The organism is Pseudarthrobacter sp. P1 (genome assembly GCF_050156935.1).
Taxonomy (GTDB): domain Bacteria; phylum Actinomycetota; class Actinomycetes; order Actinomycetales; family Micrococcaceae; genus Specibacter.
The window spans coordinates 4,093,034-4,108,104 of the sequence record NZ_CP189584.1; the positions used below are offsets into that span (position 1 = coordinate 4,093,034).

General features: G+C 70.3%; 11 protein-coding genes. 1 reads left to right on the forward strand and 10 read right to left on the reverse strand.

Features of this window, described 5'->3' with window-relative positions; genetic code table 11:
* Positions 1 to 3 precede the first annotated feature (3 nt).
* The 5 genes from ACQCSX_RS19160 to ACQCSX_RS19180 all read right to left on the reverse strand — a co-directional run bounded on the left by ACQCSX_RS19160 (position 4) and on the right by ACQCSX_RS19180 (position 7,320).
* On the reverse strand, positions 4 to 1,209 hold the full coding sequence (locus tag ACQCSX_RS19160; RefSeq protein WP_427016800.1) for a sensor histidine kinase: 1,206 nt from the start codon (positions 1,207 to 1,209) through the stop codon (positions 4 to 6).
* Positions 1,209 to 1,850, reverse strand: coding sequence for a response regulator transcription factor (locus tag ACQCSX_RS19165; RefSeq protein ID WP_427016801.1), 642 nt, complete (start codon positions 1,848 to 1,850; stop codon positions 1,209 to 1,211). The genes ACQCSX_RS19160 and ACQCSX_RS19165 overlap by 1 nt, the downstream gene beginning before the upstream one ends.
* Before the next feature lie 313 nt (positions 1,851 to 2,163).
* Positions 2,164 to 3,780 (reverse strand): FAD-dependent oxidoreductase, encoded by a 1,617-nt coding sequence (locus tag ACQCSX_RS19170; RefSeq protein ID WP_427016802.1) that lies wholly within the window; start codon positions 3,778 to 3,780, stop codon positions 2,164 to 2,166.
* Complete coding sequence (locus tag ACQCSX_RS19175) at positions 3,777 to 5,921, reverse strand: molybdopterin oxidoreductase family protein (protein ID WP_427016803.1); 2,145 nt, start codon at positions 5,919 to 5,921, stop codon at positions 3,777 to 3,779. The genes ACQCSX_RS19170 and ACQCSX_RS19175 overlap by 4 nt, the downstream gene beginning before the upstream one ends.
* Before the next feature lies 1 nt (position 5,922).
* Positions 5,923 to 7,320: an MFS transporter gene (locus ACQCSX_RS19180; protein WP_427016804.1), complete on the reverse strand. Its 1,398-nt coding sequence runs from the start codon at positions 7,318 to 7,320 to the stop codon at positions 5,923 to 5,925.
* A 280-nt stretch (positions 7,321 to 7,600) separates the two neighbouring features.
* Here ACQCSX_RS19180 and ACQCSX_RS19185 point away from each other — a divergent pair, with 280 nt between their 5' ends.
* Positions 7,601 to 9,010, forward strand: coding sequence for an MFS transporter (locus ACQCSX_RS19185; protein WP_427016805.1), 1,410 nt, complete (start codon positions 7,601 to 7,603; stop codon positions 9,008 to 9,010).
* A 75-nt stretch (positions 9,011 to 9,085) separates the two neighbouring features.
* On the opposite strand, the gene ACQCSX_RS19190 is transcribed toward ACQCSX_RS19185, so the two are convergent.
* The 5 genes from ACQCSX_RS19190 to ACQCSX_RS19210 all read right to left on the reverse strand — a co-directional run bounded on the left by ACQCSX_RS19190 (position 9,086) and on the right by ACQCSX_RS19210 (position 15,016).
* A complete protein-coding gene (locus ACQCSX_RS19190) occupies positions 9,086 to 10,858 on the reverse strand; it encodes an acetyl/propionyl/methylcrotonyl-CoA carboxylase subunit alpha (protein ID WP_427019104.1) in 1,773 nt (590 codons plus the stop codon).
* Between the two features lie 278 nt (positions 10,859 to 11,136).
* Positions 11,137 to 11,766 (reverse strand): Maf family protein, encoded by a 630-nt coding sequence (locus ACQCSX_RS19195; protein ID WP_427016806.1) that lies wholly within the window; start codon positions 11,764 to 11,766, stop codon positions 11,137 to 11,139.
* A gap of 16 nt (positions 11,767 to 11,782) precedes the next feature.
* Positions 11,783 to 12,199 (reverse strand): DUF779 domain-containing protein, encoded by a 417-nt coding sequence (locus tag ACQCSX_RS19200; RefSeq protein WP_427016807.1) that lies wholly within the window; start codon positions 12,197 to 12,199, stop codon positions 11,783 to 11,785.
* A gap of 3 nt (positions 12,200 to 12,202) precedes the next feature.
* Positions 12,203 to 13,726: an acetaldehyde dehydrogenase ExaC gene (gene exaC, locus ACQCSX_RS19205; protein ID WP_427016808.1), complete on the reverse strand. Its 1,524-nt coding sequence runs from the start codon at positions 13,724 to 13,726 to the stop codon at positions 12,203 to 12,205.
* Positions 13,727 to 13,810: 84 nt separating this feature from the next.
* Entirely contained in the window at positions 13,811 to 15,016 is a 1,206-nt protein-coding gene (locus ACQCSX_RS19210; protein ID WP_427016809.1) for a transcriptional regulator, read from the reverse strand.
* Positions 15,017 to 15,071 lie beyond the last annotated feature (55 nt).

Below are 15,071 nucleotides of genomic sequence, written 5' to 3' on the forward strand. Positions count from 1 at the left end.
GGTTCAGAGCACCGGCACCGCGATGCTGACAACCGTGCCGTGCGGTTCCAGTGGTGCGACGTCGAAGCGGCCGCCCGCGGCCTGGAGCCGGGCCCGCTGGGAGGCCAGGCCAATGTGGCCTTCGCCCAGCCGGCGGGGGCGAGCGTCCGGTTCCAGGCCGCAGCCGTCGTCGGCGATGTCCAGCCGGGCCTGCCCACCGCTCAGGGAGAGCACCACCGTGACCTGGGTGGCTCCGGCATGCTTGACGATGTTGCCCACCAACTCCCTGGCGGCGGCATACAGGAGGGCGTCGATACTGGTCCGCAGCCCCTCCGGCCAGCCGGCCGTATCGACGTCGGCGGCAAACCCGCCGCGGGCCCGTGCGCCGCGGGCCAGCGAGGCCACGGCACCGGCAAGGCCGGACTGGGCCAGCACGGCCGGATGCAGCTCGGTGACGGTGGAGCGCAGCAGCCGCGACGATTGGTCCAGGGCATGCTCAATCCGCTCAAGGGCCTCGACTCCGTCCGGTCCCCGGGCGTCGTGCAGATCCTGCCGGGCGGCGAGGATGTACTGCAGCGCGCCGTCGTGCAGGTCCTCGGCCAGGGCCCGCCGTTCCCTGCCCTCGATGCCCAGCAGGTCGGCCAGCAGTTCCGTGCGGCTTTCCACCAGAGAAGCGATGGTCAGCACGCGGGAGCGCTGGACGCGCGAGAGGGCACTGCAGCCCGCGGCCAGACCGGCGATCACCAGGGTGCGCAGGGCCACCGACTCCCAGGGCTCGTCGTTCGCGTTCCGGGTGGCGATGTTCGTCCCGAGATAGACCAGAACAGTGGGCACCACCACGGCGGTGCACACGCCCGGCCGCAGCTGGCTGGCGGCCAGCACCGGGATCAGGAACAGGCCGTTGGCCAGCACATCCGCCGTCCAGCTCTGCTCCGACGCCAGGCCGGTGAGGAGGGACAGCGAGCCCAGCAGCGCCACGTCGGCAAACAGTGCCACCCAGGCGAGCCGGACCGCCGTCGGACCGCCGCGCCAGACCCAGCCGGCGACGGCGGCGGTGAAGAGGGCATAGCCGCCGGCGGCCACAAAGCAGGCCGTGCTGTCATTGGCCGGCGGCACCAAAACCAGGGTGAGCAGCACGAAGGCCACCAGGACCACCCGCAGGACCAGCTGGATTTGCACACCACTCCGGGCATGCGCGAGGAGCACATCGGCAACGGCGGGGCTGGCCATCAGTCCAGCAGGCCGCGCCGCATGGCCTCCGCCACCGCTTGGGCGCGGTCGGAGACGCCGAGTTTCTCGTACAGCCGTGCCGTGTAGGTCTTGACGGTGCTCGCGCCGAGAAACAACTCGGCGCCCAGCTGCGGGATGGACAGGCCGCGGGCAAACCCCTGGAGAACCTGCAGCTCTCGCTCGCTCAGCACGGGCACGTCCGGGGCGGCGCGCAGCCGGATCTGTGCCACCAGGGCGCCGGCGAGTTCCGGTGGCAGCACCGTCTGGCCGCGGGCAATCTTCAGCACGGCATCGACGATCTCCGTGCGGGGCGCATCCTTGGAGAGGTATCCCGCGGCTCCCTCCTCCATGGCCTTGTAGACCACCGTGCTGTCCGTGAAGGCCGACAGCAGCAGCACCCGGGTGGGCAGGTGCTCGTCAACGAGGGCTCGGACCAGACCCACCCCGTCCAGCTGGGGCATCTGGTAGTCCACCACGGCGACGGCGGGCCGCTCGGTGCGCAGCAGGGCCAGGGCCTCCACCCCGTTGCCGGCCTCGCCCACCACCTGGATCAGGGGGCTCTGGGCGAGTCCGCGCTTGACGCCGTCGCGGAAGAATGGATGATCGTCCACCACAACCACGCTCACGGGTGCGTCCGCCATGGTGCCTCCTGGCCTCCGGGTCGACGGCGGCTGGCAGGACGGCGCCGTTGAACCAAGACACTAGCGCCAGCCGTCCGGAAAAGACAGGACAAAGCGGAAGCGGACTTCGCTCCGGCGCCACGGGTGGTCTCGGCAAGCTCGACCAGCGGTGCGCCGGGCGTGTCCCCGGGTGCCGCTGACGCCGAATTCCGTTCATGACGCAGTCGTAGTCATGTCCCAGAAGGGAACCGGCGTCATGGATGCAGTTGTGCGTCCCGGAGCGGTGCCCGGGAGGTCTCGACACGCTCGACCAGCGAAGCTGGACCGGCGCTCTTTAGGCGGCGGCGGGGGCGAAGTGGCGTTCGATGAGGCCGCGGATGGTGTCGTGGCAGCCCCCGCAGCCGGTGCCGGCGCGGGTGGCGGCGGAGACCTCGGGCACGGTGCCGCAGCCGGACTCGACGGCGTCAGTGATGGTTCCGCAGGTCACCCCGGCACAGCGGCAGACGGTGTCCTCGGGGCCGGACGGGCCGGACGCGGCACCCGTGTCCACCAGCTGCTCCGGCCCATCCAGGCGCAGCAGCGAGGACCTGTCCGCGGGGAGTTCGGAGCCGCGTTCAAAGAGCAGCACCAGCTCGGCGGCGGTGCGCGGCATGCCGACGCAGACAAAGCCCTCCAGCACCCCGGCCCGGGTGCTCATCTTCACGTAGCGGCCGTGCCCGGGGTCCGACCACTGCGAGACCATCAGCGGCTTGCGGGCGGGGACCGCGTGGGGCTCGGGCAGCTCCTCGTCCCACGGGTCCGCGGACACGGTGCCGGCGGCGGCCAGGTCCACGCCGCGGGCCTTGAGCAGGATGACCGATTCCTTTTCCGCAGCCAGCCGTGCGGGCACCGCCGCACCGGCGGATCCGGTGCCGGCAGAGGCCCCCGCCGCGGCCTCGGCCAGCAGCGCCCCGGCGGCAAACTCGGCCTGGCGCCAGCCCGGCCCGATCAGCCCGGACGGTCCGGTGGCGCCGCGGCAGGGCAGGCACGCCGTGTCCAGGCAGCGGACCTCCGCGCAGTCGCCCACGGCAAAGACGTCGGGATCGTGGTGGGCGCGCAGCCCGTGGTCCACCAGGATGCCGCGGCCCGTGGCCAGGCCGGCACCGGAGGCCAGCGAGGTGCGGGCCCGCACGCCGCAGGAAAGGACCAGCAGATCGCCGTCGATGGCACTGCCGCCCTCCAGCAGCAGTGCGGAGAAGGAATGCCCAGCGCCGGCCAGTTCAACGCCGGTGGAGCGGGCGTTGCCCGCCACCCGGACGCCGCGCCGGCGCAGCGTGGCGGCCAGCAGCGAGCCGCCGGCCCGGTCCAGGCTGCGGCCCATCAGGTGGCTGCCGTGGTGCACCACTGTCACCTGCGCGCCCTCCTCGGCCGCGGCCAGCGCCGTCTCCAGGCCCAGGATGCCGCCGCCCAGCACCACCACGCGGGCCTGCGCCTCGACGGCGGCGCGCAGCACGGCGGCGTCGCGCACGTCCCGCAAGGAGGTGACGCCGGCGGGCAGCGGAGCGCCGGTCCATCCGGCATCGGCCAGCGGGTCCGGGTTCAGCCCGGTGAGGTTGGGGACCACGGCGGCCGAGCCCGTGGCGAACACCAGCCAGCGGTACCCGACGCTGCCGCCGTCGGCCAGCAGCACCCGGCGGCTGGCCCGGTCCACCCGGCGCACGCCGGTGCCCAGCCGGACGTCCACGCCGGCGGCGCGCAGCTGGTGCGGATCGGCCAGCGTGATGGCCCCCAGGTTGGTGCGGCCGACGCCCAGATCGGCCACCAGCACCCGGTTGTAGGCGGGCTCCGGCTCGGCGCCGAGCACAGTGACGTTCAGGGTCCCGGCCGCGACGGCGGGGAGCAGCTCTTCCACCAGACGGGCCGCCACCGGGCCGAAGCCCACCACCACCGCGCGGGGTGCGTTCTCGTTCATGGCTCCTCCTGGGGGTTGGCTGCGCGCACCAGCACGGTGCTTGTCTTGAATTCCGGCATGCCGGAGATGGGGTCGGTGGCCGCCTGGGTGAGCAGGTTGGCGCTGTGCCGGCCCGGGAAATGGAACGGCAGGAACACGGTGTCGGGCCGGATGCCGGTGCTCAGCTGCGCGCGGGCCTGCACGGTTCCGCGGGCGTTCCCGATCTCCACGTCAGCGCCGTCGGTGATGCCGCGGGCGGCGGCGGTGGCGGGGTGGATCAGCAGCCTGGATTCGGGCTGCGCCGCGGCCAGCTCGGCCACCCGGCGGGTCTGTGCACCGGACTGGTAGTGCTCCAGCAGCCGCCCGGTGGCCAGCGCCAGCGTGGCTCCGGCGAAGCGCTCCTCGGCCGGGGCCTGCGGCGCGACGGCGGTGAAGGCGGCGCGGCCGTCGGCACGCGGGAAGCTGTCCAGGAACAGTCGGGGGGTGCCGGTGCTTCCGGCGGGGTAGGGCCAGTAGGCCGCCGCTCCGGAGTCCAGCAGTGCATAGTCGATCCCGGAGTAGTCGGCCAGCCCGCCGGCGGACGCGCGCCGCAGCTCCTCGAAGACCGTCTCCGGCTCGGCGCTGAACGTGGACGGGGCCGCCAGCAGCCGGGCGAGTTCGGCCATGATCCACAGCTCGGTGCGCACGCCGGGCGGGGGAGTGAGGGCGGCGCGGCGGCGGATCACCCGGCCCTCCAGATTGGTCAAGGTGCCCTCCTCCTCGGCCCACTGGGCCACCGGCAGCACCAAGTGGGCCTCGGCGGCGGTCTCGGAGAGGAAGAAATCGCAGACCACCAGGAAGTCCAGGCTCCGCAGGCCCTTGATCACGGCGCCGGCGTCGGGGGCGGAGACGGCCACGTTGGCCCCGTGCACCATCAGCATCTTGATGCCGCCGGGGGCGCCCATGGAGGCCAGGAGTTCGACGGCGGGGAGCCCGGGGCCGGGGATGCTGGACTCGGGCACGCCCCAAACCATGGCCATGTGGGCGCGGGCCGCGGGGTCGGTGATCTTGCGGTAGCCGGGCAGCTGGTCCGCCTTCTGGCCGTGCTCGCGCCCGCCCTGCCCGTTGCCCTGGCCGGTGAGGGTGCCGTAGCCGCTGTTGGCGGAGCCGGGCAGCCCCAGCAGCAGGGCCAGGTTGATGGCCGCCGTCGCGGTGTCGGTGCCGTCCACATGCTGTTCCACGCCGCGGCCGCTGAGGATGTAGCAGCCAGCCCCGCGGGCGCCGGCGGACAGCCGGGCCACGGCGTCGCGCAGCACCGGCACGGGCACGCCCGTCACGGCGGCCGTGCGCTCGGGCCACCAGGCGGCCACACTGCGGGCCAGCGCGTCATAGCCGCTGGTCCGGGCGGCGATGTATTCCGTGTCGGCCAGGCCCTCGGCGATGACCAGATGGGCCAGCCCGAGCAGCAGGGCCAGGTCCGTGCCGGGCACCGGCTGCAGGTGCAGGCCGGCTCCGTTGGCGGTGAATTCGGCGGTGGCGCTGCGCCGCGGATCCACCACCAGCAGCCCGCCGGCCGCCCGCGCCCCGGCCAGGTGCTGGACGAAGGGCGGCATGGTCTCGGCCACATTGGAGCCCAGCAGCACAATGGTGGCAGCGGAGTCCAGGTCCTCCACCGGGAACGGCAGCCCACGGTCCATGCCAAACGCGCGGTTGCCGGCCGCCGCGGCGGAGGACATGCAGAACCGGCCGTTGTAGTCGATCCTGGAGGTGCCCAGTGCCAGCCGGGCAAACTTGCCCAGCTGGTAGGCCTTCTCGTTGGTCAGTCCGCCGCCGCCAAAGACGCCGACGGCGTCGGCGCCGTGGGCCGCGCGGATGCTGCGCACCCGCCCGGCCAACAGCTCCAGTGCTTCGTCCCAGGAAATGGGCCGGTGCACGCCGTCGGCGCCGCGGAGCAGCGGCTCGGTGAGGCGTTCCGGGTGCCGCAGCAGCGATGCCGACGTCCAGCCCTTGCGGCACAGGCCGCCCCGGTTGGTGGGGAAATCGCGTCCGCCCACCTCCGGAACCCCCGCCGGCCCCGACGCCGCCGGCCCCGATGCCTCTGTCGAGGCGGCGGGCGTCAGGGTCATGGCGCATTGCAGGGCACAGTAGGGGCAGTGCGTGGCAGTTGCTGTGGCGGTGGGCATGTCAGACCCCACGCAGTCCGGTGTTCGAGGAGCGGCGCAGATAGGCGAACCAGGTCAGGCCCATCAGGAGCAGGTAGCAGGCCACGAAGCCGTAGAACGCACCGGCGTAGCCGCCGGTGGACGTCTTCGAGGCGTTCAGCAGCTGCGGGACCAGGAAGCCGCCGTAGGCGCCGATGGCGGAGATCAGGCCCAGCGCCGCGGCCGACTTGCGGCCGGCGCTGACTCCGGAGCCGCCGTCGTGCGTTCCGGACCGCAGGGCAAAGACCACCGGGATCATCCGGTAGGTGGAACCGTTGCCCGCACCGGCGGCGGCGAACAGCACCAGGAACAGGCCCAGGAACAGCGGGAAGCTGTGCAGCGGCAGGGTCCACACCTGGACCAGCGTGACCAGGGCCAGCAGGGCGAAGCAGGCCACCGTCACCCGGGCGCCGCCCCAACGGTCGGCCAGCCGGCCGCCGTACGGGCGGGCCAGCGAGCCCACGAGTGCACCCAGAAAGGCCAGCGACAAGGTGGCGTAGCCCAGCTTGAAGCCGGTGCCGGCGCCGAAGGTGTCAACGAGCAGCTTGGGGAAGACGCTGGAGAAGCCGATGAAGGAACCGAAGGTGCCGATGTACAGCAGGGCTAGGATCCACAGGTGCGGTTCGCGCAGTGCGGCCAGCGAGCCGGCGACGTCGGACTTGGCGGCGGTGATGTTGTCCATGAACTTCCAGGCACCCACGGCGGCCAGCAGGATCAGTGGAACCCACATCCAGCCGGCCAGCGGCAGGTTCACGGCGCCGGCGGCCAGGCCGGTGACGACCAGCGGCACGGCCAGCTGGGCGACGGCGGCACCGAGGTTTCCACCGGCGGCGTTCAGGCCCAGCGCCCAACCCTTTTCGCGGGCCGGGAAGAAGAAGGTGATGTTGGCCATCGAGCTGGCGAAGTTGCCGCCGCCCACACCGGCCAGGGCGGCCACTGCCAGCATGGTGCCGAAGGAGGTCTGCGGGTTGCCCACGCACAGGGCCAGGCCGGTGGCCGGCAGCAGCAGGAGCAGCACCGAGATGATGGTCCAGTTGCGGCCGCCGAATTTGGCCACCATGAAGGTGTACGGGATGCGCAGTGTGGCGCCCACCAGGGACGGCATCGAGATCAGCCAGAAGAGCTCGGAGGAGGAGTAGTGGAACCCGGCCGCCGGCAGGAAGACCACCACCACGCTCCAGAGCTGCCAGATCACAAAGCCCAGGAACTCGCAGGCGATGGACCAGGCAAGGTTCCGGCGGGCGATTGGGCGGCCCTCGCCCTCCCACTGGGTGGTGTTTTCGGCGTCCCACCCGGCCAGCCAGCGGCCGGGGGCACGGGTCAGGACGGAGGCCGGGGCAGTGGCCCGGCCGGCAGGTGCCTGGATGCTGTCATTCGTCATGGGTTCCTCCACGGGATGGATGCTGATGACTTAACGGTAGGAAGTCCCCGTTTCGCGCACTGACGCCGGTTGTAAACGCGGTGTGACATTTGCCTATCCGGATCAACCGGCCCGCGGTGAGGCGGAGGAAGGATGCACCACGAGTGCAGGAACCGAAACGTTTGTCCACATGGTGGGACGGTTTATCCACTGAACGGACGGTTGGGCATAGGGTTGAAGGATCACCATCCACCGCCGGGGGCCGTCTGGTGCCTCCGGCCCCTTTGCGAAAGCCGGGCCCATGAGCACCACCAAGGCTGATCCAAACTCCGCCGTTCCCAAGGCCAATACCCGCGGGCGGGTGGTTGTGGCCAGCCTGATCGGCACCACCATTGAGTTCTACGACTTCTATGTCTATGCCACTGCCGCCGTGCTGGTGTTCCCCAAGCTCTTCTTCCCCACTGCGGACACCGCCACGCAGCTGCTGAGCTCCTTCGCCATCTTTGGTGTGGCGTTCGTGGCACGTCCGGTGGGCTCCATCCTCTTCGGCCACTTTGGCGACAAGGTGGGGCGCAAGGCCACGTTGGTGGCCTCGCTGCTGACCATGGGTATCGCGACCTTCCTCATCGGCTGCCTGCCCACCGCGCAGGTTTCCGGCTGGATCTTCTGGGCCCCGGCCTTGCTGGTGCTCCTGCGCTTTGCCCAAGGTCTGGCCCTGGGTGGGGAATGGAGTGGTGCGGCGCTGCTTGCCGGGGAAAATGCGCCGGCCAACAAGCGCGCCATCTACGGAACCTTCCCGCAGATGGGCGCCCCCATTGGCTTTATCATTGCCAACGGTCTGTTCCTCGTCCTGAACCTGACGCTTTCCGCGGAGCAGTTCATGTCCTGGGGCTGGCGCATTCCGTTCCTGCTCAGCGCGGTGATGGTGATCATTGGCCTCTACGTCCGCCTGAAACTGGTCGAATCCCCGGCCTTCCAGAAGGTTGTCGAGGCCGGCGAAGTTTCCAAGCTGCCCGTGGGCCGGGTCTTCAAGACCAGCTGGCGCCCGCTGATCCTGGGCACGTTCATCATGTTGGCCACCTATGTGCTCTTCTACCTGATGACCACGTTCACCCTGACCTACGGCACGGCCCCGGCAACCTTGGACGCCGCCAAGGCGGCCGCGGCCAAGGCCGGCAAGCCGATGGGCCAGTCCGCCATCGATTCCTTTGCTCCGGGCCTGGGCTACGGCCGCAACGATTTCCTGATCATGCTCATTGTGGGCGTTGCCTTCTTCGGCGTCTTCACCCTGGTGGCGGGCCCGCTCGCGGAGAAGTACGGCCGCCGCAAGACCCTCCTCTGGGTCACGCTGGGGATCTTCGTCTTCGGCTTTGCCTTTGTGCCGCTCTTTGCCGGCGGCACCGTGGGCGTCCTGGGCCTGCTGATCATCGGCTTCACCCTGATGGGCCTGACGTTCGGGCCCATGGGAGCCCTGCTGCCCGAGCTGTTCCCGACCAACGTCCGCTACACGGGCTCGGCGGTCAGCTACAACGTCTCATCCATCCTGGGTGCGGCAGTGGCGCCGTTCATCGCCGTCGCCCTCTGGCAGAGCGCCCACGGCAGCACCGTCCTGGTGGGCATTTACCTGAGCTCCATGGCCGTCCTGACGCTGATCGCCCTGTTCCTGATGAAGGAAACCAAGGACCTCAGCTACAACGACAACGTCAAGTAGCCCGCCGTCCGCACATAGATGAACCGCGTCCCTCTGCCAAGGCGGAGGGACGCGGTTCTTTTATGCAGCTGGTGCCTAGTCCTCGATGGAGGCCAGGACGGCCCCGGCGGAGACGGTGTCGCCGGCGGCGGCGCTGAGGCCGCGGATGGTGCCGGCGCGGTGTGCCGTCAACGGCTGTTCCATCTTCATGGCCTCCAGCACCACCACCAGGTCGCCCTCGGCCACGATGTCGCCGTCGGACACTGCCACCTTGACGATGGTGCCCTGCATCGGGGAGGTGAGGTCGTTGCCATTGGCCGCGGCCGGGCCGGAGCCTGCGCGCCGGCTGGCCTTCTTGGCCTTGGACTTGCCGTTGGCCACGCCGGTGCGGCCGCTGGCGACGGCCAGGGCTGCGGGCAGCACCACCTCCAGGCGCTTGCCGCCCACCTCGACGGTGATGCGCTGGCGCTCACCGGCGTCCTCGGCCCCCGCGGCGCCCGCGAGGTTGAACGGGGCGATGGTGTTGTTGAACTCGGTCTCTATCCAGCGCGTGTGCACGGTGAACGGGGTGCCGTCCGCCGGGGCGAAGGCGGGATCGGCGACGACGGCGCGGTGGAACGGGAGCACGGTGGGCATGCCGCCGATCTCCATTTCCGCCAGGGCCCGGCCGGAGCGCTGCAGCGCCTGCTCGCGCGTGGCGCCGGTGACGATCAGCTTGGCCAGCATGGAATCGAAGTTGCCGCCGATGACCTCGCCGGCCTCGATGCCGGAATCGACGCGGACGCCGGGGCCGGTGGGCAGCTTCAGGGATTCGACGACGCCGGGGGCGGGCATGAAGCCGCGGCCCGGATCCTCGCCGTTGATGCGGAATTCGAAGGAGTGGCCGCGGATTTCCGGGTCCGTGTAGCCCAGGGCCTCGCCGCGGGCCAGCCGGAACTGCTCGCGGACCAGATCGATCCCGGAGACCTCCTCGGAGATGGTGTGCTCCACCTGCAGACGGGTGTTGACCTCCAGGAAGGAGATGGTGCCATCGGTGCCCACAAGGAACTCGCAGGTGCCGGCGCCCTGGTACTTGGCCTCCTTCAGGATGGCCTTGGAGGACTCGTACAGGCGGGTGTTCTGCTCGGCGGAGAGGAACGGCGCGGGGGCCTCCTCCACCAGCTTCTGGTTGCGGCGCTGCAGCGAGCAGTCGCGCGTGGAGATGACGACGACGTCGCCGAAGGCATCGGCCAGGCACTGGGTTTCCACGTGCCGGGGGGAGTCAAGGAACCGCTCCACAAAGCACTCGCCGCGGCCAAACGCGGCCACGGCCTCGCGGACGGCCGACTCGTAGGCCTCGGGGATCTCGTCGCGGTCGCGGACCACCTTGATGCCGCGGCCACCGCCGCCGTAGGCGGCCTTGATGGCCAGCGGCAGGCCGAACTCGTCGGCGAAGTCCAGCACCTCCTGGGCGGAGGCCACGGGGTCCTTGGTGCCCGGCACCTGCGGAGCACCCACCTTTTCGGCAATGTGGCGGGCCTGCACCTTGTCACCCAGGGAGGCAATGGCCGACGGCGACGGACCGATCCAGACCAGGCCGGCGTCGATCACGCGCTGGGCAAACTCGGCGTTTTCGGCCAGGAATCCATAGCCGGGGTGCACGGCGTCGGCGCCGGAGGCCGCAGCGGCCTCAAGGATCTTCTCGATCAGCAGGTACGACTCCGCAGCGGTGTTGCCGCCAAGGGCAAAGGCCTCGTCGGCCAGGCGCACGTGCAGGGCATCGCGGTCCGGCTCGGCGTACACGGCAACGGAGGCAAGCCCCTCGTCGCGTGCGGCACGGATGATGCGCACCGCAATTTCCCCGCGGTTGGCAACGAGCACCTTGGTCATGGTGGCGGTCTGTGCACCGGAGGACACTGCACCGGCGGATTGTGAATTGCTCACGAAGGACTCCTTCTATTCTTCCTGCGAGCCTAGCGTGTTTGTGAGGTATTGGCCCATGCACCATGCTGATTCGGCGTGTAGGTGGCCTGGTTTTTGGAGGGTTCCTACAAAACGGTGCCGTGGTCGGGTGCGGGAGGTCTCGGTCCCCAGCCGCTCCGACAGCGCGCAGGCTCGCTGCGGGCCCCTCGCGGCAGTCGGCCCCCGCTCGACCACCGAAAGCGGGGTCAGGCCCAGAGGTCCGTAATGGACAGTCCGGTGTGCTCCAGCAGGGAGCGCAGGGTGGAAATGGACAGGCCGATGACGGCGTGCGGGTCACCGTCGACACGGTGCACGAAGGCGCTGGCGAGGCCGTCAATGGTGAAGCCGCCGGCCACCGCCAGAGGCTCGCCGGTGGCAATGTAGGAGTCCAGTTCGGCATCGGTGATGTTCTCGAAGTAGACCTCCGCGGAGGCGACGGCGCCCACGGTGGCGCCGCTGCCGCCGTCGCGCCCGTCCACCAGCCAATGCCCGGTGTGCAGCACGCCCGAGCGGCCGCGCATCTTGAGCCAGCGTTCGCGTGCCACTTCGGGCTCCCATGGCTTGCCGTAGGCCACGCCGTCGAACTCGAACACGGAATCGCAGCCCAGCACCACGGCGCCGTCGGCCTCGTCCAAGGCGGCCACGGCCTCGGCCTTGGCGCGGGCCAGCAGCAGGGCCGTGTCGTGCGGATCCAAGACGCCGTAGCGGGCGGCGACGGCGTCCTCGTCGACATCGGAGACCACCACCTGGTGCTCCACCCCGGCGTCGGTGAGGAGCTTGGTGCGGGCGGGGGAGGCGGAGGCCAGGATCAGCAGCGGCGCGGTGGTTTCAGTCATGGACCGAGCCTACCGGTCAGCCTGCGATGAAGCCCTCCACCAGGCGGGACCGGATCAGGAAGCGCACCCCTTCGGGTGCCTCCACGGAGAAGCCGCTGCCGCGCCCGGGCACCACATCCACCGTCAGGTGCGTGTGGCTCCAATAGGCGAACTGCTCGGTGGACATCCAGAAGTCCAGCGGCCGGGCAGCGGTGCCCGCTGGCCCGGGCAGCCCAAAGGTCCCCAGCAGCACATCCGAGCTGCCCGTGATGAATTCGCCCGCCGGGAAACACATGGGGGAGGAGCCGTCGCAGCAGCCGCCGGACTGGTGGAACATCAGCGGGCCGTGCCGCCCCCACAAGAGGTCCAGCAGGTCCACGGCGGCGGCCGTGAGTGCCACCCGGGAATGCGTCTCCCCGGGCAGCACCACGGCCGCATCCAATGTGGTGGACATGGTTTAGAAGAACCCGAGCTTGTTTTCGTTGTAGCTGACCAGCAGGTTCTTGGTCTGCTGGTAGTGGTCCAGCATCATGGAGTGGTTCTCGCGGCCGATGCCGGAGGACTTGTAGCCGCCAAACGCCGCTCCTGCGGGGTACGCGTGGTAGTTGTTCACCCAGACCCGGCCGGCCTGGATCTCACGGCCGGCCCGGTAGGCGACGTTGCCGTTGCGGCTCCACACGCCGGCGCCGAGGCCGTAGAGGGTGTCGTTGGCGATGTGCAGGGCGTCGGGGTAGTCGTTGAAGCGGGTCACCGAGACAACGGGTCCGAAGATTTCCTCCTGGAAGATGCGCATGTTGTTGGTGCCCTCGAAGATGGTGGGCTGGACGTAGTAGCCGCCGGCCAGGTCGCCGGGCAGCTCGGCCCGGGCGCCGCCGGTGAGGACCTTGGCGCCCTCGGCCTTGCCGATCTCGATGTAGGAGAGGATCTTCTCCAGCTGGTCGTTGGAGGCCTGGGCGCCGAGCTGGGTATCGGTGTCCAGCGGGTTGCCCTGGATGATCTTCTCGGTGCGGGCCACGGCGTCGGCCATGAAGGAATCGTAGATGGAGTCCTGGACCAGTGCGCGCGAGGGGCAGGTGCAGACCTCGCCCTGGTTGAACGCGAAGAGCGTGAAGCCCTCCTGCGCCTTGTCGTAGAAGGCGTCGTCGGCGTCGGCCACGTCGGCGAAGAAGATGTTGGGGCTCTTGCCGCCCAGCTCCAAGGTCACCGGGATGAGGTTCTGGGAGGCGTACTGGCTGATCAGCCGGCCCGTGGTGGTCTCGCCGGTGAAGGCGATCTTGCGGATCCGCGGCGAGGAGGCCAGCGGCTTGCCCGCCTCGACGCCAAAGCCGTTGACCACGTTGAGCACGCCGGCCGGCAGCAGGTCGCCGATGAGCTCCATCAGCACCAGGATGGAGGCCGGCGTCTGCTCGGCCGGCTTGAGCACGACGGCGTTGCCGGCGGCCAGCGCGGGCGCCAGCTTCCAGACGGCCATCAGGATCGGGAAGTTCCAGGGGATGATCTGCCCGACGACGCCGAGCGGCTCGTGGTAGTGGTAGGCGGTGGTGTCGTCGTCGAGCTGGGAGAGGCGGCCCTCCTGGGCGCGGACGGCGGCGGCGAAGTAGCGGAAGTGGTCCGCCGCCAGCGGGATGTCGGCGTTGAGGGTCTCGCGGATGGGCTTGCCGTTGTCCCAGGACTCGGCCACGGCCAGCAGCTCCAGGTTGGCGTCGATCCGGTCGGCAATCTGGTTCAGGACGGCCGCACGCTGGGCCACCGAGGTCTTGCCCCAGGAGGGGGCAATCTTGTGGGCGGCGTCCAGCGCCAGCTCAATGTCCTCGGCCGTGCCCCGGGCCACCTCGCAAAAAGCCTTGCCCGTCACGGGGGTGATGTTTTCGAAGTACTGGCCCTTGACCGGGGCCACCCATTCGCCGCCGATGTAGTTCTCATAGCGGTCCTTGAAGGTGACCTTGGAACCGGGCTGGCCGGGCTGTGCATAAACGGTCATTGTTCTTGCTCCTCGCGCGTTCACCGGGACGTCGTCGTCCTTGCCCAGAAGACTAGGTGCGCGCAGGTTGCAGCAACGTTGCAGTCAGGCCAAACCCTCCAGATGGGCCACGACGGCGGCGCGCCGGGGCGAGCGCGGCGGCAGCAGGCGCAGGGCCGTGGCCCAGGCCTCGGCGTCGTCGTGCGCCTCGGGCAGCGCCAGGTAGGCCAGCACGACGTCGGCGCTCGCGTCCCCGAGGATGGCATCCCGGAGCAGCGCGCTGGTCCGGTGCCGCAATTCGGTCAGGGCCGGGGCATCGGAGTGCGGAAGGACCTGGCCGCGGTAGATGCCCAGGGCCAGCCGGTGCGCGCCGCGGTCCAGGTAGCTGAGCACCTGGGCGGCGTCCACCACCAACGGCGCCGACAGCCGGTAGGGCCGCGATTGGGGGACCAGGGTGTTGCCGTGCTTGTGCAGGATCCGGCGCAGGCGCACCATTTCAGCGCGCACAGTGATGGTGGAGACCTCATTCGGGTAGACCATGGCCGCGAGCTCCTCGGCGCTGAGGCCCTGCGGATGCAGCGCCAGGACCGCGAGGATCTCCGCGTGGCGCTCGCTGAGGGGGACCTCCCGGCCATTGACGTGCAGCAGCCCCGTCTCGCGCCCCAGGATCTGCAGGCTGTCGCGGTACAACGGCTTCGCCGGCGCCGGTGTGGATCCGGCCGGCCGGTTCCGGCGCGGGGCCTCGGCGCGGCGTTCCAGGCGCTGGATGCGCAGGTGGGCCTCGGCCGCGGCCACGGCGGCCTCCACCAGATGCAGGGTGTGGCCGGCAGCCGCCTCCGCGCCGCCGGTGATGTCGACAACGCCCAGGATGCCGCCGGAATCGGGATCATGCAGGGGCACCGCCGTGCAGCTCCACGGGTGGACGGAGGGGCTGAAATGTTCGGTGCCGGAGATCTGCAGGCTGCGGCCCAGCACCAGTGCCGTGCCAGGGGCGCTGGTGCCCACGGCACCCTCGGACCAGTCGGTGCCGGAGGCAAAGCCGATGCCCTCCGCGGCCCGCATGGCACCGGAATCGCCCTCGACCCAGAGCAGCCGTCCGTGCTCGTCGCCCACGGCCACCAGCAGCCCCGTACCCAGGCTCGGTTGAACCAGCAGCTTGGAAATGACGGGCAGGATGGCGGCCAGCGGGTGGGCGCCGCGGATCTGGGCGAGCTCGGCGTTGTCCCAGACCACCGGGGGCAGCGCAACATCGGGCGATGACAGCAGCACCAATGACCGTTCCCATGACTCAAGCACAAGACTTCGTGGCATAGGCCACAGTCTATGCCCGGCGCGGCGGGCCCGAAACGAAAGCGCAGATGCCGCG

Coding starts and splice junctions, on each gene's coding strand:
- exaC (WP_427016808.1), bottom strand. CDS start 13,726: ATGACCGTTTATGCACAGCCCGGCCAGCCCGGTTCCAAGGTCACCTTC.
- ACQCSX_RS19185 (WP_427016805.1), top strand. CDS start 7,601: ATGAGCACCACCAAGGCTGATCCAAACTCCGCCGTTCCCAAGGCCAAT.
- ACQCSX_RS19190 (WP_427019104.1), bottom strand. CDS start 10,858: ATGACCAAGGTGCTCGTTGCCAACCGCGGGGAAATTGCGGTGCGCATC.
- ACQCSX_RS19160 (WP_427016800.1), bottom strand. CDS start 1,209: ATGGCCAGCCCCGCCGTTGCCGATGTGCTCCTCGCGCATGCCCGGAGT.
- ACQCSX_RS19170 (WP_427016802.1), bottom strand. CDS start 3,780: ATGAACGAGAACGCACCCCGCGCGGTGGTGGTGGGCTTCGGCCCGGTG.
- ACQCSX_RS19195 (WP_427016806.1), bottom strand. CDS start 11,766: ATGACTGAAACCACCGCGCCGCTGCTGATCCTGGCCTCCGCCTCCCCC.
- ACQCSX_RS19180 (WP_427016804.1), bottom strand. CDS start 7,320: ATGACGAATGACAGCATCCAGGCACCTGCCGGCCGGGCCACTGCCCCG.
- ACQCSX_RS19210 (WP_427016809.1), bottom strand. CDS start 15,016: ATGCCACGAAGTCTTGTGCTTGAGTCATGGGAACGGTCATTGGTGCTG.
- ACQCSX_RS19165 (WP_427016801.1), bottom strand. CDS start 1,850: ATGGCGGACGCACCCGTGAGCGTGGTTGTGGTGGACGATCATCCATTC.
- ACQCSX_RS19200 (WP_427016807.1), bottom strand. CDS start 12,199: ATGTCCACCACATTGGATGCGGCCGTGGTGCTGCCCGGGGAGACGCAT.
- ACQCSX_RS19175 (WP_427016803.1), bottom strand. CDS start 5,921: ATGCCCACCGCCACAGCAACTGCCACGCACTGCCCCTACTGTGCCCTG.